At 70.5% G+C, this 19297-nt stretch carries 18 protein-coding genes; 10 read left to right on the top strand and 8 right to left on the bottom strand.

What is annotated here, in order from left to right; translation table 11 throughout:
- Positions 1-58: 58 nt before the first annotated feature.
- Positions 59-985 (bottom strand): 4-hydroxy-tetrahydrodipicolinate synthase, encoded by a 927-nt coding sequence (gene dapA, locus ACFOYY_RS15310; protein WP_352008476.1) that lies wholly within the window; start codon positions 983-985, stop codon positions 59-61.
- 923 nt (positions 986-1908) lie between these two features.
- Between dapA and ACFOYY_RS15305 the strand changes: the two genes are divergently transcribed.
- Positions 1909-2628, top strand: coding sequence for a GntR family transcriptional regulator (locus tag ACFOYY_RS15305; protein WP_352008475.1), 720 nt, complete (start codon positions 1909-1911; stop codon positions 2626-2628).
- Between the two features lie 41 nt (positions 2629-2669).
- Here the strand turns inward: ACFOYY_RS15305 and ACFOYY_RS15300 are convergent, their stop codons facing one another.
- Positions 2670-4238 carry an FAD-dependent monooxygenase gene (locus ACFOYY_RS15300; protein ID WP_386190115.1) on the bottom strand — a complete coding sequence of 523 codons (1569 nt, stop codon included), beginning with the start codon at positions 4236-4238 and terminating at the stop codon, positions 2670-2672.
- Positions 4239-4315: 77 nt separating this feature from the next.
- Here ACFOYY_RS15300 and ACFOYY_RS15295 point away from each other — a divergent pair, with 77 nt between their 5' ends.
- Positions 4316-4945 (top strand): TetR/AcrR family transcriptional regulator, encoded by a 630-nt coding sequence (locus tag ACFOYY_RS15295; protein WP_352008473.1) that lies wholly within the window; start codon positions 4316-4318, stop codon positions 4943-4945.
- 6 nt (positions 4946-4951) lie between these two features.
- On the opposite strand, the gene ACFOYY_RS15290 is transcribed toward ACFOYY_RS15295, so the two are convergent.
- A complete protein-coding gene (locus tag ACFOYY_RS15290; RefSeq protein ID WP_352008472.1) occupies positions 4952-5278 on the bottom strand; it encodes a helix-turn-helix domain-containing protein in 327 nt (108 codons plus the stop codon).
- Between the two features lie 345 nt (positions 5279-5623).
- Between ACFOYY_RS15290 and ACFOYY_RS15285 the strand changes: the two genes are divergently transcribed.
- Positions 5624-5950 (top strand): hypothetical protein, encoded by a 327-nt coding sequence (locus ACFOYY_RS15285; RefSeq protein WP_352008471.1) that lies wholly within the window; start codon positions 5624-5626, stop codon positions 5948-5950.
- A 3-nt stretch (positions 5951-5953) separates the two neighbouring features.
- Here the strand turns inward: ACFOYY_RS15285 and ACFOYY_RS15280 are convergent, their stop codons facing one another.
- The 3 genes from ACFOYY_RS15280 to ACFOYY_RS15270 form a co-directional block, all read right to left on the bottom strand.
- Positions 5954-6259, bottom strand: coding sequence for a putative quinol monooxygenase (locus ACFOYY_RS15280; protein WP_352008470.1), 306 nt, complete (start codon positions 6257-6259; stop codon positions 5954-5956).
- A 118-nt stretch (positions 6260-6377) separates the two neighbouring features.
- On the bottom strand, positions 6378-6854 hold the full coding sequence (locus ACFOYY_RS15275) for a peroxiredoxin (RefSeq protein ID WP_352008469.1): 477 nt from the start codon (positions 6852-6854) through the stop codon (positions 6378-6380).
- 324 nt (positions 6855-7178) lie between these two features.
- A complete protein-coding gene (locus tag ACFOYY_RS15270; RefSeq protein ID WP_386190114.1) occupies positions 7179-8126 on the bottom strand; it encodes a DMT family transporter in 948 nt (315 codons plus the stop codon).
- Positions 8127-8142: 16 nt separating this feature from the next.
- Between ACFOYY_RS15270 and ACFOYY_RS15265 the strand changes: the two genes are divergently transcribed.
- The 7 genes from ACFOYY_RS15265 to ACFOYY_RS15235 all read left to right on the top strand — a co-directional run bounded on the left by ACFOYY_RS15265 (position 8143) and on the right by ACFOYY_RS15235 (position 16105).
- Complete coding sequence (locus ACFOYY_RS15265) at positions 8143-9522, top strand: aminotransferase-like domain-containing protein (protein ID WP_352009436.1); 1380 nt, start codon at positions 8143-8145, stop codon at positions 9520-9522.
- 127 nt (positions 9523-9649) lie between these two features.
- Complete coding sequence (locus ACFOYY_RS15260; RefSeq protein ID WP_386190113.1) at positions 9650-10186, top strand: CGNR zinc finger domain-containing protein; 537 nt, start codon at positions 9650-9652, stop codon at positions 10184-10186.
- A 129-nt stretch (positions 10187-10315) separates the two neighbouring features.
- On the top strand, positions 10316-10927 hold the full coding sequence (locus ACFOYY_RS15255; RefSeq protein WP_352008466.1) for a GNAT family N-acetyltransferase: 612 nt from the start codon (positions 10316-10318) through the stop codon (positions 10925-10927).
- 23 nt (positions 10928-10950) lie between these two features.
- Positions 10951-11829, top strand: a complete 879-nt coding sequence (locus ACFOYY_RS15250) for a 1,4-dihydroxy-2-naphthoate polyprenyltransferase (protein WP_352008465.1) — start codon at positions 10951-10953, stop codon at positions 11827-11829.
- 138 nt (positions 11830-11967) lie between these two features.
- On the top strand, positions 11968-13329 hold the full coding sequence (locus ACFOYY_RS15245; RefSeq protein ID WP_386190112.1) for a purine-cytosine permease family protein: 1362 nt from the start codon (positions 11968-11970) through the stop codon (positions 13327-13329).
- Between the two features lie 22 nt (positions 13330-13351).
- Positions 13352-15100, top strand: coding sequence for an adenine deaminase C-terminal domain-containing protein (locus tag ACFOYY_RS15240; protein WP_352008463.1), 1749 nt, complete (start codon positions 13352-13354; stop codon positions 15098-15100).
- A 3-nt stretch (positions 15101-15103) separates the two neighbouring features.
- On the top strand, positions 15104-16105 hold the full coding sequence (locus ACFOYY_RS15235; protein ID WP_352008462.1) for an adenosine deaminase: 1002 nt from the start codon (positions 15104-15106) through the stop codon (positions 16103-16105).
- 52 nt (positions 16106-16157) lie between these two features.
- Here ACFOYY_RS15235 and ACFOYY_RS15230 read toward each other — a convergent pair whose 3' ends face one another.
- Together ACFOYY_RS15230 and ACFOYY_RS15225 are read right to left on the bottom strand one after the other, a co-directional pair.
- Positions 16158-17657, bottom strand: a complete 1500-nt coding sequence (locus ACFOYY_RS15230) for a malectin domain-containing carbohydrate-binding protein (RefSeq protein WP_386190111.1) — start codon at positions 17655-17657, stop codon at positions 16158-16160.
- 90 nt (positions 17658-17747) lie between these two features.
- A complete protein-coding gene (locus ACFOYY_RS15225) occupies positions 17748-19295 on the bottom strand; it encodes a PucR family transcriptional regulator (RefSeq protein ID WP_352008460.1) in 1548 nt (515 codons plus the stop codon).
- Positions 19296-19297: the final 2 nt, after the last annotated feature.

The raw sequence follows: 19297 nt of genomic DNA, 5'->3' as shown, positions 1-19297 counted from the left end.
TGTCACTCAAACTTCCGTTTCTCCCCTCTGCGGCCGTCACCGGCCGCCGCGTTCCTTCTCATGACACATCTCCGTCGGGCAGCTTCACGCCACCCGCGATCAAGTCTTCTCTCAGCCGCGCGACCTGCTCCGCCGTGGCGTCGGCCAACGGTGCCCGCACCGGTCCCGCGGAGCGCCCCATCAGGGTCAGCGCCGCCTTCGTCATGATCGCACCGCCCGCCCGCGTCATGACGCCCTCGACCACCGGCAGGATCGCACGGTGTACGGCGAGCGCTCCCGCGACGTCGCCGGAGCGGTACAGGCTCATCATCGTGGCGATCTCGGCGCCCACGACGTGCCCGATAACACTGACGCATCCCGCGGCTCCGACCGAGATCCACGGCAGGTTGAGCGTGTCGTCGCCGGAGTAGAAGGCGAGGTCGGTCGCCGCCATCACCTGGGACCCGGCGAACAGGTCGGCCTTGGCGTCCTTGACCGCGACGATCCGCTCGTGCGCGGCCAGCCGCAGCAGGGTGGCGGTCTCGATGGGCACGCCGCTGCGGCCCGGGATGTCGTAGAGCATGACCGGCAGGCCGGTGGCGTCGGCCACGGCGGTGAAGTGCCGGTAGAGCCCCTCCTGCGGGGGCTTGCTGTAGTAGGGCGTCACCACCAGGAGACCGTGGGCCCCGGCGCGCTCGGCGGCCGTGGCCAGCTCGACGCTGTGGCGGGTGTCGTTGGTGCCCGCCCCCGCCACGACCGTGGCGCGGTCGCCGACCTCCTCGACGACGGCGCGCAGGATGCGCTCCTTCTCCTCGTCCGTGGTCGTCGGGGACTCACCCGTGGTGCCGCTCACGATGATGCCGTCGTTGCGCTGTTCGTCCACCAGGTAGGCGGCAAGGCGCCGCACTCCCTCGTAGTCGACCGAGCCGTCCGCGGTGAACGGTGTGACCATCGCGGTCAGCATGCGGCCGAAGGGGGCGTCAGAGGTTCCAGTTGGCGCTGCCATAGACCGAACGCTACCCGGAACCACGCAAACGGTAGACCCCGCCACCCCGCCTAAGCCCTCTTCCCCCTTCCCTGCCTCGTCAACCCCCACATGGCCCCGCTTCCTCCTCCCGGAAACCCCCCGTTGAAGCCCCCACCGCCCCCGAACTCCAAACAAACCACCAAATAAGACAAACCCCCCAGAAGCCCCCTCCGCCAGCCGGAAACGCCCCGAACATCACCACCCCAGAAGGCAGAAATTCTCCCAAAACCCTCTCCCGTGCCCTACCTGAGAGCCTCCCGGCCCAAGGCCCCCGGTACCCCACGTGAGGAGTGCCGACCTGGGCCGTCGATGCTTGGACCGAGGAACGCAGGAGCGCAGCGACGCAGTGACGAGGGAAAGCACCGACCCGAAGGCGTCCAAGCCCGCGACGCCGAAGGCGGAGCAAGAGGGCGCAGCCCGTGCTTTACCGGCCCCAAGCGTGAGGAGTTTCGGCTTGGGCGCGTCGGTGCTTGGACTGAGGAACGCAGGAGCGCAGCGACGGAGTGACGAGGGAAAGCACCGACTCAGGGCGCCCAAGCCCGCGACGCCGAAGGCGGCGCGAAGAGACACGGTTCGGGCGCGCCGACGCTTGGACTGAGGAGTGAGGGAGCGCAGCGGACGAACGACGAGGGAAAGCGTTGGCTCGAAAGCGCCCGGACCCGCGACGCCGAAGGCGGAGCAAAGAGACACAGAGGCCGCCGATATGTGCTCGGGGGTACACACATCGACGGCCTCTGTAGGTGAATCGAGGCTCCTTACGCGGGCGTTACACAGTCTCTGAGAGATTTTCACGCGCTCTCCGGGAGGCCGCAAAGTTGGAACTCCAAATCGCCGCCATTACCGTGAGTTGTCCACCGAATACGTCAGGATGGGGCGACGCTGTCGAACCCAGGGATGAACACGTGGCAAGCTCCGATCCGGTCTACCTGCGCGTCGTCGCCGATATCCGCCGCCAGATCGTCGACGGCTCCCTTCCCCCCGGCGCGCCGATCCCCTCCCGCGCCCAGCTGACCAGAAAGTACGGCGTGGGCGAGACGGCCGCCCGTCACGCGCTGCGGGTGCTCGCCGCCGAGGGGCTGATCATCGGCCGGGTCGGCTCCGGCCACTACGTGAGGGCCAGGCCGGTGCTGCTGCCGCTGCACCGCTGGCGCTTCCACGATCACCACGCCCCCTTCGGCGCGGACATCCAGTCGCAGGGCACCCGCGCCACCTGGGAGTGGCGGGCCGAGCACACCGAGGCCCCGCCCGGCATCGCCCAGCGACTGCGCCTGGACGAGTCGGCCCCCGTGACCCGTGTCCGCTACGTCTTCCGCGGCGACGGCAGACCGGTTCAGCTGGCCACCTCCTATGAGCCGACCGGGTTCGGCGAGCCCGCGGCCGAGGAGAACCCCCGGGGTCTGATATCGAGGCTCTCCTCCTTCGGCGTCAAGGTCACCGAGATCGTCGAACAGGTCTACACGCGTGTGCCCCAGCCCGCCGAGAGCGACGTCCTCGCCCTGCCCGCGGGGGTCCACGTCCTGCATGTGGAGCGCACCCACTGGGCGGGCGACCGTCCGGTGGAGACCAGCGACATCGTCATCCCCGGCGACCGTTTCCGCCTGATCTACAACCACCCCCTGTGATGAGCCGCGTCCGCCGGGTCCGGCGCGGGCCCGGCGGACGCTCAGGAGGCCGTTCCCACGGCCCTCGTCTCCGCTTCGGCGCTCCCGCCCGCGCCCGTGACAGCGGGTGCTCCGAACCAGGTGGACAGGGCCGCCCCGAGCGGGACCGGGCTCGGGTGCCCCTCGTCAGCCGCCCAGGCGACGAATCCGTCGGGCCTGACGAGCAGTCCGGCGAGCTGCGGCCTTTCCACGATCGCGCTCCCGACGACCTCGACACGGTCGCGGTAGCCGTACGCCGAGGCGGCGAGTTCCCCTGACGGGTCGAGCAGCAGCGCGCGGCCGGTGTGCATGTGGTCGGCGAGCCTGGAACCGTCGGCCAGCTCCAGGTCGGGGGCGCTCCTGCCGAGCAGCGGGTGGTCACCGGGGATGTCGTAGCGCTGCCAGACCCCGGAGAGCTGCTTGACGAGGTAGGTGGTTCCGGCCACGGTCTCCGCGAGGTTGGTGACCACCGCGCGCAACGCCCTGGCGTGGCAGTCGGGACGCATCACCGCGATCTGGGCGCGGGTCCATTCGAGCACCCAGGCGCCGATCGGGTGACGTTCCGCGGTGTAGGTGTCGAGCAGGTCCTGGGGGGCGTCACCGCGCACGGTCGCGGCGAGTTTCCAGCCGAGGTTCATCGCGTCGCCGAGACCGAGGTTGAGCCCCTGTCCGCCGAAGGGTGAGTGGACGTGGGCGGCGTCCCCGGCGAGCAGCACCCGCCCCTTCCGGTAGGTGCTCGCCTGCCTGGCGTTGTCGGTGAACCGGGTCGCGGTCTTGATGCCGGTCACGACGACGGGCGCCCCGGTGACCCGCCTGATCGAGTCCTGCAGTTCCTCGGTGGTGACGGGGGCGTCCCGGTCCTTGGGCACGCCGCCGAACTCCACGGTCAGGATCCGGCCGGGCATGGGACCGTAGGCGTAGACGCCGGTCGGAGTCGCGTTCCAGCCCAGCCGCAGTTCCTCCGTGCCCTCCATCGCGGCCATGGCCTGGTGGGCGGTGATCTCGGGGTCGGTGCCGGGGAAGTCGAAACCCGCGAGCTTGCGCACCAGGCTCCTTCCCCCGTCGCAGCCGACCAGCCAGCCGCCGCGGACCGTGCCCTCGGTGGTGGTGACGGTCACCCCGTCCTCGTCGGCCTCGAAGCCGGTCAGCTCGACTCCCTTGCGTACCTCGATCCCGAGTTCGGCGGCGCGTTCGGCCAGAATCCACTCAAGCTGCTGCTGGCCGACCAGCTTGACGTTGTCGCCGGGGCCGTTCCCGCCCAGGTCGGGGTCGGTGGGGTCGAGCAGGTCCCCCCTGAGCACGATCCCCGCGAAGTGCCCCGCGAACTTCGGCCCGCCCTGGGGCCTGCCCTTGGGGGCGTTCCCCCTCATGAAGGCGGCGAGGTTCTCCTCCTCCGCCGCGCGGAGCGCGGGAAGCAGGCCGCGCCGGTGGAGCGCCTCGACACTGGGCGTGTTGAGCGAACCCGCCTTGACGGTCTGGTCGATCTCGGTCAGCCGTTCGATCACCACGACCGAGACGCCTCCGACCGCCAGCTCACAGGCCAGCATCAGCCCGACAGGGCCGCCTCCGGCCACCACGACGTCGTACGACACACCACACCTCCACGAAAATTCTTACCGCCACTAGAAAGTTACTACGACTAAAAACTTTTATCAACTATAGTCAGCGCATGAGCAGCGAGCCAGGACTCCGCGAGCGGAAGAAGCAGCGGACACGCCAGACGATCTCGGACATCGCCTCCGGGCTCTTCCTCAGGCGCGGGTTCGACAACGTCACGGTCGCCGAGGTGGCCGAGGCGGCGGGCGTCTCGGCGAAGACGGTCTTCAACTACTTCCCGCGCAAGGAGGACCTCTTCCTCGACCGGTTCCCCGAGGCCGCCGAGCTGATCACCAGGGCCATCAGGGAACGTCCCGAGGGTGAGGAGCCGCTGACCGCGCTACGGCGCCTGCAGCGGGAGCTCCTGCGGGACAATCACCCCTTCGGCGCGTTCACCGACGGTTACCGGTTCTTCTGGCAGGTCGTGATCGACTCCCCGTCGCTGCAGGCGCGGGCCAGGGAACGGGCGGCCGAGTTCGAGGAGTTGCTCGGCTCACTGCTGGCCGAGGCCGCGGGGGCGCCTTCCGACGACCCGTGGTCACGGGTCTCCGCGGCGATGATCGTCTCGGCCTACCGCACGGTCTACGTCACCACCGTGGACAAGGTCTTCGCCGGCGAGCCCATCCAGAAGGTGGTCGAGGAACACGCCGCCCTGCTCGATCGCGTCTTCGACTGCCTCGAACGAGCTCTGGCCCCCTCCTGACGGCCGCTACCGCTCGACGACGTGCTCCAGCGGCTCCGAGGGCGGGTCGTCCAGCTCCCGCACGACGTAGGTGACCTCGGCTCCGATGGCCAGGGCGTAACGCCTGATCGTGGACAGGTGAGGGTCACCGCCGAGGCGCTCGAAGTCGGAGACCGCAGGCTGGGTGCGGCGCATGCGCTCGGCGACCTGAGCCTGGGTGAGGCCCCGCGCCCTGCGCAACCTGACGAGTTCCTCGATGAGCCGCACGTCGCGCTCGGCGGCCCGCAGTTCGCGCCGCGTCTCAGGAGCCTCGGGATCGATCCCGAGCAGCTCGGCGATGTGCGGGTCGATCACGATCAGGCCTCCTTGTATCGGCACACCTTATGTCCTGGCGTACCCGAAAGGCCCGCGCCTCCCATGATGCATCGCGCTCCCCCATCCCGTGCGCCCCGTTTTCGGCACGGCCGTACGGCATGTGCGCCCGACCTTTTCCCGGACGGGGACCGAAACCGGCCTCGGAGGAATCCGCCGCCGCGGGACGACGCATACGGCTGACCGATAACGAAAAATCCCGCCTTTTCTCCGATCCGGGGGAATTCCACGTATTCACTTTCTTGACACCTCGCTTCCCCGCCTAAGATGCTGACGGGGAAGCCCACAGCCGACAGCCATGGTTCGGTGATGAATAATAATTCTGCGGTGGAATGTCCCGCTTGGTGTGACGGTAACCACGGCAACCGCGACGCTCTCACGACGACCCATCGCACGACTGTCTGGAAAGGCCTGCACCTCACGATCACGGCCAGCCAGACCGTGCGCCCCCACTCACCCGGCGAGCAGGACGGCCCCTCGATCCTGCTGACGATCCCCTACGCCGGCACCAAGCCCGCCGTACGGCTCTCACCCGGCGCGGCCAGGGCGCTGGCCGCGATCATCGAGAAGTCCGACGGACGGGGCGGCACCGAGTATCTCGTGGCGGAGTTACGGCACGCGGCGGATCTCCTGGCTCCCACGGAAACCCACTGAGAGTCACCGGCCGGGCAGCTTGGCCGCCAGGATGTTCAGTTTGTTGACCGCGGGGGGCTTGGCGAACAGGCGCGAGGCCTGGTCCTCAAGCGCCTTGGCGATCTGGCCCGACAGATGGGCTTCCCTGCCCGCCTCGTCGGCGAAGGCGTCGAACACGGCGAAGGTCGTCGGTCCCAGGCGGATGGAGAACCACACCGGTGTCCCCTCCTCCATCTCGGCGAGCGCGATCGCCTCCTTGAGGAAGCTCTCGACCTCGTCCTCTTTGCCGGGCTTGGCTTCGATCAGCACGAACAGCCCCAGGGTGACCATTTATCCTCCCGCCGGTCCAGCGAAGGTTTCGCCGTCTCCCCCCAGCGTCTCCACCCCATGACCACGGCTACACCGTGTGATCACCCGGGACCTCTAAAATCACGCCCGGCCGGTCCCGTCACTCCTGCGCGCGGGCCCGCAGAACCTCAAGCGCCCGGTCGGCGTGGGACAGCATGCTGGTCTCGCTGTGGATCACTTCGAGCAGGCGACGGTCGACGTCGATGACGAAGGTCATCCTGCGGGTGAGAAACGGCCCGACCGCGAAGTTACGGCGTGCGCCGAGCTTGCGGGCCACGACCCCGTCGGGGTCGGACAGCAGGGGAAAGCCCAGGTCGTAGGTGTCGGCGAACTTCTTCTGCCGGGTGACGGCGTCGCGGCTGATGCCGACCGGGTTCGCGCCGACCTCCTCGAACTCCTCCGCCAGGTCGCGGAAGTGGCAGCTCTCCGCGGTGCACCCCGTGGTCATGGCCGCGGGGTAGAAGAACAGCACCACCGGCCCCTTGGCCACCAGATCAACGAGCCGCCGTGCCGTACCGGTCTCGTCGAGGAGCTCGAAGTCCTCGACCACGTCCCCGACCTTGGGGCTTCCAGCCATGACCGTCCTCCATCTGTCGCCGAAGGGCCTGCGTCGCCCGCCCGCCCGTGACCGTGGGGGAACCACCCCCTGCCCGTGGGCACCGGTCTCGCTGACCGTATAACCGCTCCTCCCGTGCCGGGAAGAGACGGTGGGAACAATGTTGCCCTCCGGAACAGTGAACGGCCCCCACGAACGACGCCGGGGGAAACGGATCACTTTCCGATCGGCAGGCGTCAGGCGTTTTCCCCCGTCCTTTCAGCGTGCGCGGCACCCGTCCGGAACATCGCAATCCGAGAATGGCCGCATTCCCCAACAAAGCACCACGATAATTCGGGGAATTCCTCAGGAGCGCGTCCGCTGGCTCACCGCGACGCACACGAGCACGGCCAGTGCCGCGGCGACCGTCACCGGGTCGAACGGCTCGCCGAGCAGGAGCCAGGCCCACAGCAGGGTGAGCAGCGGCTGGGCGAGCTGGGTCTGCCCGGCCCTGGCGATGCCACCCTTGGCCAGACCCGCGTACCAGGGGATGAAGCCCAGGAACATCGAGATCAGCCCGACGTAGGCGAACCCGGCCAGCGAGACCGCGCTCGGCCGCACCTGCGTGGTCAGCGCCAGCGCGACCGTCAGGGGGACCGTGAGCGGGGCCGCGACGACGAGGGCGTAGGAGATCACCCGCCAGCCGGGGGTCCGCCTGGCCAGGCGCCCTCCCTCGGTGTAGCCGGCGGCGGCCGACAGCAGCGCCCCGACCAGCAGCAGGTCGGCGCCGGTGACGTGGCCGCCGCCTCTGCCGACGGTGAAGACCGTGATCGACAGGGCGCCGAGCGCGCAGGCGGCCCAGAACAGCGGCCTCGGCCGTTCCCCGCCCCGCAGGACGGCGCAGACGGCGGTCGCGGCGGGCAGCAGGCCGACCACGACGGCGGCGTGGGAGGTGTCGGCTCCGGCGTCCAGGGCCAGCCCGCTGAGAATCGGGAAGCCGAAGACCACCCCGGCGGCGATGACCAGGTACGACCACAGGTGCTCTCTGGGCGGCAGTAAGGGCGCCCTGGCCACCAGCAGGAACACGACCGCCGCGACGACGGCGACCACGGCGCGCCCGATCGCGACGAGGTAGGGGTCGAACCCCTCCATCGCGAAGACCGTGCCGGGGAATGAGCCGGAGAAGGTCAGCACTCCCAGCCCCGCGAGCAGGGTCCCGCGCCACGAGGCGCCTCCCTCCGCCGGTGCCGGTGCCGGGGTCTCCCGGCCGACCGCTATCGGGCTGGCGAGCGTAGCGCTACTCTTGTCTCTCATGAATGACGATAGCAGTATCGTCCGATTGGCCGCCATCCTCAGGGAGGAGGCCGGGCGGTTGCGGCCGGGCGACAGGCTGCCGTCGAGCCGCGAACTGATGCGGGTCCACGGTGTGAGTCCGGTGACCGTCTCCAGGGCGCTCAGCAGGCTCGCCACCGAGGGCCGGGTGATCGTCAGGCCGGGCAGCGGGACCTACGTGGCCCCCGCGCAGGCGCGGGTGGAGAACGCCCCCGACCTGTCCTGGCAGACGGTCGCGCTCGGCGACCGGGTGGTCGACGACACCGACGTGGTCGGGCTGCTCACCCCGCCACCCGAGGGCGTCGTCCCGCTCACCGGGGGCTACCTCAACCCGTCGATCCGCCCCGCGCGGGCCCTGTCGGCGGCCGGGGCACGGGCGATGCGACGTCCCGGCGTCTGGGAGGTGCCGCCGCTGGGCGGCCTGCCCGAGCTGCGCGGGTGGTTCGCCTGCGAACTGGGCGGCGACGTGACCGCCGCCGACGTCCTCGTGGTCAGCGGCGGGCAGGCCGCCCTCACCCACGCGCTGCGTGCTCTGGCCGCCCCCGGCACCCCCCTGCTGGTCGAGACACCCACCTACCCGGGGGCGCTCGCCGCGGCGCGGGCCGCCGGGCTGCGGGCGACGGCCGTACCGATGGACGGGGACGGGGTGCGACCCGACCTGCTGGCCGAGGCGTTCGCCGTCACGGGCGCGCGGGTCTTCCTGTGTCAGCCGACGCTGCACAACCCGACCGGCGCGACGCTCCCCCTCGACCGGCGCAGGCAGGTGCTCGCGGTCGCGCGGGCCGCCGGGGCGTTCGTCGTCGAGGACGACTACGCCAGATACTTCGCGACCTCCCCGGTCCCGCCGCCGCTGGCCGCGCTCGACGAGCACGGGACCGTGGTGCACATCAACTCGCTCACCAAGGTCCTGTCCCCCAACATGCGCGTGGCGGGCCTCGTCGCCAGGGGACCCGCGGCGCGGCGGCTGCGGGCGAGCCAGATCGTCGAGTCGTTCTTCGTCGCCAGGCCGCTGCAGGAAACCGCTCTGGAGTTCGTCGGCTCACCGGCCTGGCGCCGCCACCTGGACACGCTGGAGAGCGAGCTGACGGCCCGCAGGAACGCCCTGGCGGGCGCGCTCGCCGCCTTCGCCCCGGCCGCGGAGATCCACCTCCTCCCCCGTGGCGGCCTGCACCTGTGGGTACGGCTCCCGCGCCATCTGGACGAGGAGGCCGTGGTCGAGCGGGCCAGGCGGGCGGGCGTCCTGGTGAGCCCGGGACGCATCTACTACCCGGCCGAGCCACCCGGCCCCCGGATCAGGGTCAGCCACTCGGCGGCGGCGCACACGGCGGAGCTGACCGAGGGGGTCAGGCGGCTGGCGACGGCGGTCGAGGAGGCCTGAGCGCCGCCGCCCGTGCCCGCCGAGACGAGAGCCGACACCATTGAAATCATTATGCGGGTGTCGAGGAGAGAAAAACCTCCTATTGACATACAGTGGTTTCAACAGCGGTTCGAAGAGGTGACTGACCATGGGCAACGCCGCCGACCTGGTGTGCGACTTCGTGAACACCTACGACGTCGAGAGCGCGACCGACTCGATCCCGTCCCCCGCCGCGCTGACCGCCTGGCTCGGTAGGCACGAGTTGATCGGGCCCGCCGACACGGCGGACGAGACCGACGTGAGCGCCGCCGTGGACCTGCGCGAGTCCCTGCGCGCCGCGCTGCGGCACAACCACGACCGCGACCAGGAGGCGGCCCCGCCCAGGTCGTTCCCCGATCTCGCGCTGCGGGTCGTTCTGACCGAGGCGGGGCCGGTCCTCGAACCGGCCGCCTCCGGCGTCCCCGGCGGGCTCGCCAGGATCGCGGCGGCCGTGATGGAGGCGCACGCCGAGGGCATGTGGCCCAGGTTGAAGGTCTGCACGGAGAGCACCTGTCAGTGGGCCTTCGTCGACTCCTCAAAGAACCGCTCGCGCTCGTGGTGTTCCATGAAGGTGTGCGGCAACCGCACCAAGACTCGGGCATATCGGGCACGGCGCCAGACCGAGACGCAGCCGCGTCATCTCTGAGTCTGATTCCCCGATACGGTGTAGGGGCTGCCTCACGGTTCCACCCGCCTGATGCCCGCTCGCGTGGCACGAGACCCGCGAGGCGGCGTGTCATGGGCGACGGCAGACGGCAGAGAGGGAGCGGGCCGAATGGCAGACGTAGGCGTGCGGGCGGCTCGGCACGATGATGTCGCCGCGGTGGCGAGCACCCAGATTCGCGCCTGGAGATACGGCTACCGGGACTTCCTTCCCGAGGGGCCGCTTGAGCAGATGACCGGCACGGCGGCCGAGGACCTCTGGCGACGGCAGTGGGACGAGGCGATCGTCTCCCCGCCCAGCAGACGGCACCGGGTGCTCGTGGCGGTCGAGAAGGTCGTCCTGGACACCGACGCGTTCCCCGCGCTCGGTCCCGGCGGCATCGCGGCCGCGGCGGCGGCCCTGGGTCCCGAGCGTGTCGTCGGGCTGGCCTCGCACGCCCCGGCGGAGGACCCCGACCTCGATCCGACCACGACCGGGGAGCTGTTGACCTTCCTGGTCGACCCCGACCACATACGGCGCGGCCACGGCAGCCGCCTGCTGAACGCCACGGTCGACCACTTCAGGGAGGACGGCTACCGCACCATCGTGACGTGGGCGTTCGCCGACAACCACGCGGTGCTCGGCTTCCTTGAGTCGGCCGGCTGGGGCGAGGACGGCGCCGAACGGGTGCTGCACATCGGTCGCTCCGTGCGGATGGTCCGCCTGGCCACCGACATCAGCTGACCTTCGAGAGGACGTTCGCAGCCATGGCCACCCCGAGCCAGTGGATCGCCGGAGCCCGCCCGCGCACCCTGCCCGCCGCCGTCGTCCCGGTCGCCGTCGGCACCGGCGTCGCCTTCGGCTACGACGGCGCGGTGTGGTGGCGGGCCCTGCTCGCCCTGTTCGTCGGGCTCGCCCTGCAGATCGGCGTGAACTACGCCAACGACTACAGCGACGGTGTGCGCGGCACCGACGACGGCAGGGTCGGCCCGATGCGGCTGGTCGGCTCGGGAGCGGCCACCCCTCGCGAGGTGCTCTTCGCGGCCTTCGGCTGCTTCCTGGCCGCCTCGGTCGCCGGGCTGGCCCTGGTCGTGGTGACCCGCGCGTGGTGGCTTGTCCTGATCGGCGCGCTGTCGATCGCGGCGGCCTGGTTCTACACCGGGGGCTCGCGGCCGTACGGCTATCGCGCGATGGGCGAGATCTCGGTGTTCGTGTTCTTCGGCCTGTTCGCGGTCTCGGGCACCACGTTCGTCCAGACCGAGTCACTGCCGTGGACCGCGGTCGCCGCCGCGGTCCCCGTCGGCCTGCTGGCCTGCGCGCTGCTGGTGGTCAACAACCTGCGCGACATCGCGACCGACGGCCCCGCGGGCAAGCGCACCCTGGCCGTCGTGCTCGGCGACGGCCGTACCCGCACGCTCTACTCGGTGTGCCTGGTGCTGCCGCTGGTCCTCGCGCTGGCGCTGGTCCCCTGGCAGCCGTTCGCCGCGCTCACCCTGCTCGCCGCCCCGCTGGCCGTCGCCCCCGTCAGGGCGGTCGCCCAGGGTGCCACCGGCCGGGCGCTGATCGCGACGCTGCAGCAGACCGGCCGTTTCCAGCTCGTCTTCGGCCTGCTGTTCACCGCGGGCCTGGCCCTGCACGCCCTGTAGGACTCCCCTCCCGCCCGGCGATCACCTTGGAGACCGGTACAGTCCGGACCCCCTGACCTCGTGTTCTCCGACAACGGGAGCACGCCGCGTGCCCTGGTTCACTGAAGGTGAATGTCCAAGGCACCAGGTGGAGGCGTAGTGGCCGTCGAGCAACGCGGGATCGAGCTGGTCTCGCCGTCCGAGAGGTACGGCAGGCCACGTGACCTGCTGTTCCTGTGGACCGGGACCACCATGGGAGTCTTCACCCTGGTCTACGGGACCGTCGTCGTCTCCCTCGGGCTCAGCTTTCCGCAGGCCGTGCTGGCCATCGTGATCGGCAACCTGCTGTCCTTCCCGCTGGTCGGCCTGACCAGTCTCCAGGGACCGGCTGTCGGGACCTCGACGATGGCGGTCTCCCGCGCCGCGTTCGGCCCCAAGGGCGCCCGAGTGCTCAGCTTCTTCGGCTGGATCAACATGGTCGGCTTCGAGGCGGGCGGCATGGTGCTGATCACCTTCGCCTCGCTGGCCCTGCTCGACCAGGCCGGGATCGCCTCCCAGAGCGCGGCCCTGAAGGTCGGCGTGATCGTCGTCGCGGCGCTGATCCAGCTCGTCCTGCCGCTCGTCGGGCACGCCGCCGTCATGAAGGCCCAGAAGTACTTCACCTGGGTGTTCGTCGCGATGTTCGCCGTCATGGCCGTTCTCGTCGGCCCGAAGGTGCAGGCCACCGCCGGGGGTGGGGCCGACTTCGCCACGTTCACCGTCGCGGTCGCACTGGTCATGTCGTGCGGCGGCCTGTCCTGGGCCCCGCTGGGCAGCGACTACTCGCGCTACCTGCCCGCCTCCTCCAGCAGGAAGGCCGTCTTCGGTTACGCCGCGCTCGGCGGGCTGGTGCCGTACGTGCTGCTGATGACGCTCGGCGCGGCCGTCGCCACCGTGGTCAAGGACGCGGGCGACCCCGTCTCCGGGCTGCCCGGCGCGCTGCCCTCCTGGTTCGTCGTGCCCTACCTGCTGCTGGCGATCGTCACGCTGTTCGCGGTGAACACCACCGACCTCTACTCCTCCGGCCTGAACCTGCAGGCCTCGGGGATCAAGCTGAACCGTTCGGCCGCGGTCGTGCTCGACCTGGTGATCTGCGTGGCCATCACCTGTGTGGCGGTGTTCTCCGACTCCTTCAACACGATGCTCAACACCTTCCTCGGGCTGCTGATCCTCTGGCTGGCCCCGTGGGCCGGCGTCTATCTGACCGACTGGCTGCGGCGCAGGGGTTCCTACGACGCCGAGGGCCTGTTCGCCGAGGCCGGGCCGTACCACGGGCGTGGGGGCGTCCGCTGGAACGGGATCATCGCGCAGGCCGCGGGCATGGTCGCGGCGGCGCTGTGGATCAACTCGGCGGCCTTCACCGGACCGCTCTCCCAGGCGACCGGCGGCTCCGACCTGAGCATCTTCGCGGGCGTGGCCGTGGCCGGTCTGGTCTACGCCGTGCTGGAACGCCGCCCCGCCCCCGTCCCCGTCCCCGCCTGACCCGCAGAAAGGCCGCAGCGAAATGCCCGACCGCGCCCTGCTCGACGTCGCGTACGGACGACGTCCCGCCGACACGATCATCACCAACGGTGTCCTGGTCAACGTGCTGACCGGCGAGACCTATCCCGCGGAGATCGGGATAAGCGGCTCCCGGATCGCCCTGGTCGGTCCCGACCTGCCCCGTGGCCCCGAGACGAAGATCATCGATGCCCGGGGCGGCCATCTCGTCCCCGGCCTGATCGACGGCCACCTGCACATCGAGTGCAGCAAGCTCTCCGTGACCGGCTTCGCCGACCTGGTGGTCCCCTACGGCACGACCAGCGTCGTCTCCGGCCTGGACCAGATCCTGGTGGCCGAGGGCCTGCCCGGGGTCCGGAGCTGCCTGGACGAGGCCGCGGCCACCGGCATGCGCGTGTGGTGGGGGGCACCCGCCAAGGCCCCCTACACCGTTCCCGAGTCGACCGTCGGGCACACCTTCGGCCCCGCCGAGCACCGGCTGGCCCACGAGTGGCCCGAGTGCGTCGGCATCTGGGAGACCGTGCAGGAGTTCGTCGAGCACGGCGACGAGGCCGTCATGGAGGCCCTCGACCTGGCCGAACGGCACCGGCTCCCGGTCTTCGGCTGCGCCCCGATGTCCGACACGCGCCGGATCAGCGGCCTGGCCGCGGCCGGAATCCGCCTGGACCACGAGTCGTACTCGGCACAGGAGACACTGGAGAAGCTCCGCCTGGGTATCTACGCCATCGTGCGTGAGTCCAGCGTCGCCCACTTCCTGCAGGAGAACATCCAGGTGGTCTCCCAGGTCGGCGCGCGCCGGGTGGCCTTCTGCACCGACGACGTGCACGCCGCCGACGTGCTCGCCGCCGGGCACATGGACAAGCTGGTCCGGATGGCCGTCAAGGCGGGCGTCGACCCGGTGACGGCGGTCCAGATGGCCACGATCAACTGCGCGGAGATGTACCGGATCGACCACCTGGTCGGCAGCATCGCCCCGGGACGCTTCGCCGACGTGCTGATCGTGGACGACCTGGCCGACTTCCAGGTGCGTGAGGTCGTGGCCGGTGGCAGGCTCGTGGCCAGGGACAACGCCATGATCACGCCCACGGCGCCGCCCGCCCGCCCGCCGGTGCGGCCCTTCCCCGTCGCCGAGCTGACCGCGGACGACATCGTGCTGCGCGCCCCCGAAGGAGCCGCCTCGGTCACCGCGCTGGCCATGCGGATGAGCCCCGAGCAGGTCTTCGTCCGCAAGCGGCACGACGTCACGCTCCCCGTGACCGGCGGCGTCGTCGAACCGTCCGTCGAGCACGACGCGCTCTACATCACGGTCGTCGAGCGGTACGGCAAGACCGCCAACCGGCCGGTCGCCCTGGTCAACGGCTTCGGCATCACCAGGGGCGCCATCGCCACCAGCGCCGCCCCCGACGACAACAACATCATCTGCGTCGGCGCCTCCCGCTCCGACATGGCCCTGGCGGTCAACGAGGTCGTCCGGGCGGGCGGCGGCCAGGCCGTCGTCGTGGACGGCGAGGTCCTGCGGCTGCTGCCGCTGCCGGTCGGCGGCATCGTCTCCGACCTGCCCGCGCGGGAGATGGCCGAGGCGGAGAGCGAGCTGGACGATCTGGCCCGCGAACTGGGCTGCGCGCTGCCCTCACCGATGATGTATCTCTTCTTCCTGTCGATCACCGCGATCCCCGACTACGCCATCACCGATCTCGGCCTGGTGGACTGCGTCGAACTCAAGGTCGTCGACCCGATCCTCTCCTGGAGCTAGAGCATGACCGACTTCATCGCGGGGCTGCCCAAGTGCGAGCTCCACCTGCACATCGAGGGCACCCTCGAACCCGAGCTCAAGTTCGCGCTCGCCGAGCGCAACGGCATCGAGCTGCCCTACTCCTCGGTCGAGGACATCAGGGCCGCCTACTCCTTCGACGACCTTCCCTCCTTCCTCAAGATCTACTACGAGGGCATGGAGGTGCTGCGCACCGAGCCCGACTTCTACGACCTGGCCATGGCCTACCTGCGCAAGGCCGCCTCGCAGAACGTCCGCTACGCGGAGATCTTCTTCGACCCGCAGGCCCACACCTCGCGCGGTGTGCCCTTCGACCTCGTGATCCGCGGCCTGCGCCGCGCGCTGATCGACGCCGAGCGGCAGCTCGGGATCAGGGCGCAGCTCATCATGTGCTTCCTGCGCGACTTCCAGGCCGAGTACGCCATGGCGACGCTGCTGGAGTCGCTGCCCTACCGGGAGTGGATCGTGGGTGTCGGCCTCGACTCCGACGAGAAGGGCAACCCCCCGGTCAAGTTCAAGGCCGTCTACGAGCGGGCCAGGCAGGAGGGCTACCTGCTGACCATGCACTGCGACGTCGACCAGGAGAACTCGGTCGAGCACATCCGCCAGGCCGTCGAGGAGATCGGCGTGGACCGCGTCGACCACGGCGTCAACGTCCTTGAGGACCCGGCGCTGGTCGAGACGCTCCGCGAGCGGGGGCTCGGGCTGACCGTGTGCCCGATCTCCAACGGCTACGTGACGGACTCGACGAAGGCCGACGCCATCCGCAGGATGCTCGACCTCGGCCTGCGCGTCACGGTCAACTCCGACGACCCGGCCTACTTCGCCGGTTACGTCCAGGAGAACCTGGCCGTCCTGGCCGAGGAGCTCTCGCTGACCGAGGAGGACCTCGTCCAGCTCGAACGCAACGCCTTCGAGATCACCTGGCTGCCCCGCCATCTGAAGGACGCCTACCTCGCCGAGCTGGACGCCTACGCCGCCCGCTGAACCAACCCGCTGGAGGCCGCCACCCGAGTCCGGGCGGCGGCCTCCAGCCGTCTCACGGGGTCACCGGGACGTTCGTCAGGCCGTTGCCGCCCGTCACCGTGTTGCTCGCGTGGACCGTCGTCTCACAGCCGGGGGCGTGGTTGGTGACGTTGATCGCCAGCCGCCGGTCACCGGTCGCGCCCGTCAGGTCCGAGACGTTGTCGCGGAAGACGGTGCCGCAGCCCCATCCGGGCCGCTGGGTGTGGGTCTCGTACCCGTTGTTGGTGGTGTTCCTGCCCACGTTGCCCTGGACGAGGACGTCGTTGCCCTTCACGTCGACCCAGGAGTCGTCGTAGTTGGCGCCGGTGAGCCCGCCGCCGTCGAAGGTGTTGCCGACGATCCTGGCGCCCGTCGTGCCCTCCTTGATGTCGACGTTCTCACCGCCGACGTCCGGACCGATCGTGTTGCCGGCGATCTCGATGCGGTCGCTGTTGTCGGACAGGGTGTTGGCCGTGCCCACGTACACGCCCTCCCCCATGCCCCGGCCGTCGTTACCGGTGTCGTAGATGGTGGAGTTCCTGATGACGCCGTCGGTGCTGGAGTTGCGGAAGTGCACGCCCTCCATGTCGAGGTCGTGCACGGTGACGCCGTCGATGACGACGCCCTTCGCCGCGTCGATCATGATCCCTTTCTGGCCGCCGGTTATGGTGACGCCGGTGACGGTCCAGTAGGAGGCTCCGTTGAGGTGCAGGCCGTAGCCGCCGCCTGCGGTGAGGACCGCCCCGGAGGAGCCGGTGATCGTGATGCGGGCGTCGGGCCTGGCGGCCACGGTGGCCTTGAAGTTGCCCGTGTATCTCCCGTCGGCGAGCCGGATCGTGTCACCGGGCAGGGCCGTGCTCAGCGCCGTCTTGAGCCCCGAGGCCGTTGACACCGCGACAACCCGGCCACCCCCGGGAGACGGCGTGGGCGACCCTGTAGGGGACGCTGTGGGTGACACAGTGGGGGACGGGGAGGTCGTGGGCGAGGGAGTGGCCGTGGCGGCGGTTATCTCGACGGCGGAGACCGTGGCGTGGTTGGCTCCGCCGTTCGCGCTGAACTGCAGGTTCAACCGGCCGTCGGTGACCGCGACGGTGAAGGAGCGGTCGCACGCCGTGAGCCTGCCGCAGTTCGCGTAGACGTCGAAGGCGCCGAGCACGGTCACCCCCTCGGCCCTGACGTCGAAGCGGCGCTGCCCCGCCGCCGTGGCCCAGTCCTCCACCATCTTCAGGGTGACCCGGTAGGTGCCGTTGGGCAGGTCGAGGGCGTAGCCAGCCCCGCCGCCGAAGGCGTTGTAGGTCTGGTACAGCGCGTCGTCGACGGTGCCCTCGATGGGCGAGGGGATCCGGCCGCCGCCGTAGCGGATGTCGTATCCCCGGTCGGCCTCCCAGAGGTTTCCCGAGGAGTCGGTGAGGCCGGGCCCGTTGGCGTCGATCCGGATCGGGAGGGCGACCGTGGCGTCCGCCTGGACGGCGGCTCCCAGCGGGATCAGCAGGGTTCCCACGACGGCCAGAGCCCCGATGAGTCGGTGTCTCATGTGGTCTTTCACGTCCTTCAGGCTGAAAGGGGGGTGGATGAGGACGCATTGCGATGCGGACACAGGGTAACCCCGGTGAGATCCGTGGGATCAGCGCATCCGCAGGGCCAGCAGGAAGTCCACCCGCTCGTCCAGGGAGGTCAGCGACCTGCCGGTCAGCTCCTCGATGCGCTTGAGCCGGTAGCGCAGCGTGTTGACGTGGACGTGGAGCCGGTCGGCGGTCGCCGCCCACGCGCCCGACTCCTCAAGGAAGGTCTCCAGCGTCTCCAGCAGGTCCGTCTGGTGGGCGGCGTCGTACTCCTCAAGCGGGCCGAGCAGCCGGGTCCTGAACGAGCGCCGCAGCTCCCCGGGGATGGCGGCGATCAGGGAGCGGTGGGAGCTGACGTCGGCCCCGGTGATCGCCGAGACCCGGCCCTCACCCAGCTCGGCCAGCGTGCGGGCGTGCCTGGCCTCCTCGATCAGGCCGCTCAGCGTGGCCGGGCCGTTGGTCACGCTGCTGACGCCGATCGTGATCCTGGCCTCGCCGAGCCCGGCCTCAAGCGTGGCCGCCCCGGCCAGCAGGTGCGCGGTCAGCTCGTCCGCGGTGTTGCCCGCCAGCGGCACCAGCGCCACGGCGTGCCGGTCCGCGGCGGTCGCCACGCCGGGCGCCAGCGGGCGCAGCAGCTCGTCGAGCACCGCGACCCCCACCTCGTCCGCCCGGTCGATCCCCTCCACGGCCAGCGCGACGGCCAGCAGGCCGTGCTCGGTCTCGATGTGCAGGGTGTGCAGCCGGGAGACCACCCCGGGCAGGTTCGCGTCGCCGGAGGCCAGCAGGTCCAGCAGCTGGTCGAGGACCCGGCGCTCGATGCGGTGGGCCGCCTCAAGGCGGGAGCGTTCGAGCGCCACCAGCGCGGCCAGCTCGACGACCAGGTCCTCGTGCTCACCGCCCGCCCGCACCTGCTCACCCGCGTAGGCCAGGAACCAGTTGGCGATCCGGTGCGGGGCCCCCTTGCTGACCGGGAAGACCGACAGCACGGTGCCGTCCGGCTGCGGTGCCGTACCGGGCAGGAAACGGGCGGACAGGAACGCCTGCGCCAGCCGCCCACCGGCCCCCTCGGGCAGCGGCTGCGAGCCGACGACCACCCGGCCCGTCGCCGAGAGCACCCAGCAGGGCACGTCCAGCTCCCCGGCGACCGTGGTGACGACCTTGCTCAGGCTGCCGCCGTCGACGAGCGTGCTGGCCAGCCTCCTGCGCGGGCCGTACGGCCTGCTGGGGGCGGCGGCCCCGTACTCCTCGATCAGGGCACGCAGCACGTACTCGGTGAGCGCGCCGAAGGAGACCTCGACGCCGAGGGCCAGCAGCGGCAGCCCCGCCTCGGCGCAGGCGTCGACGAGGTCGGCGGGCGGCACCTTGAGGGCGGTGCCCGAGCAGAGCGCGGCGACCCTGGCCTCGACCAGGGCGGCCACGAACCGCCTGGCGGAGCCGGGCCCGTCATGCCAGGTCAGCTCGGTGAGGACCAGTTCCGCGGGCTTGAGGAAGCGGCCCGGATCGATGAGGTCGGTGGTCGTGACGCCACGGACCCTGCGGTCGAGCAGGTCGTGACCGGTGAGGACCTTCAGCCCCAGGTGATCGACCTGGCACAGGTCCCGCAGGCGCATAC

The sequence above is a fragment of the Streptosporangium jomthongense genome (genome assembly GCF_042650425.1).
Classification (GTDB): Bacteria; Actinomycetota; Actinomycetes; order Streptosporangiales; family Streptosporangiaceae; genus Streptosporangium.
This window is presented reverse-complemented; position numbering and strand designations above follow the sequence as displayed.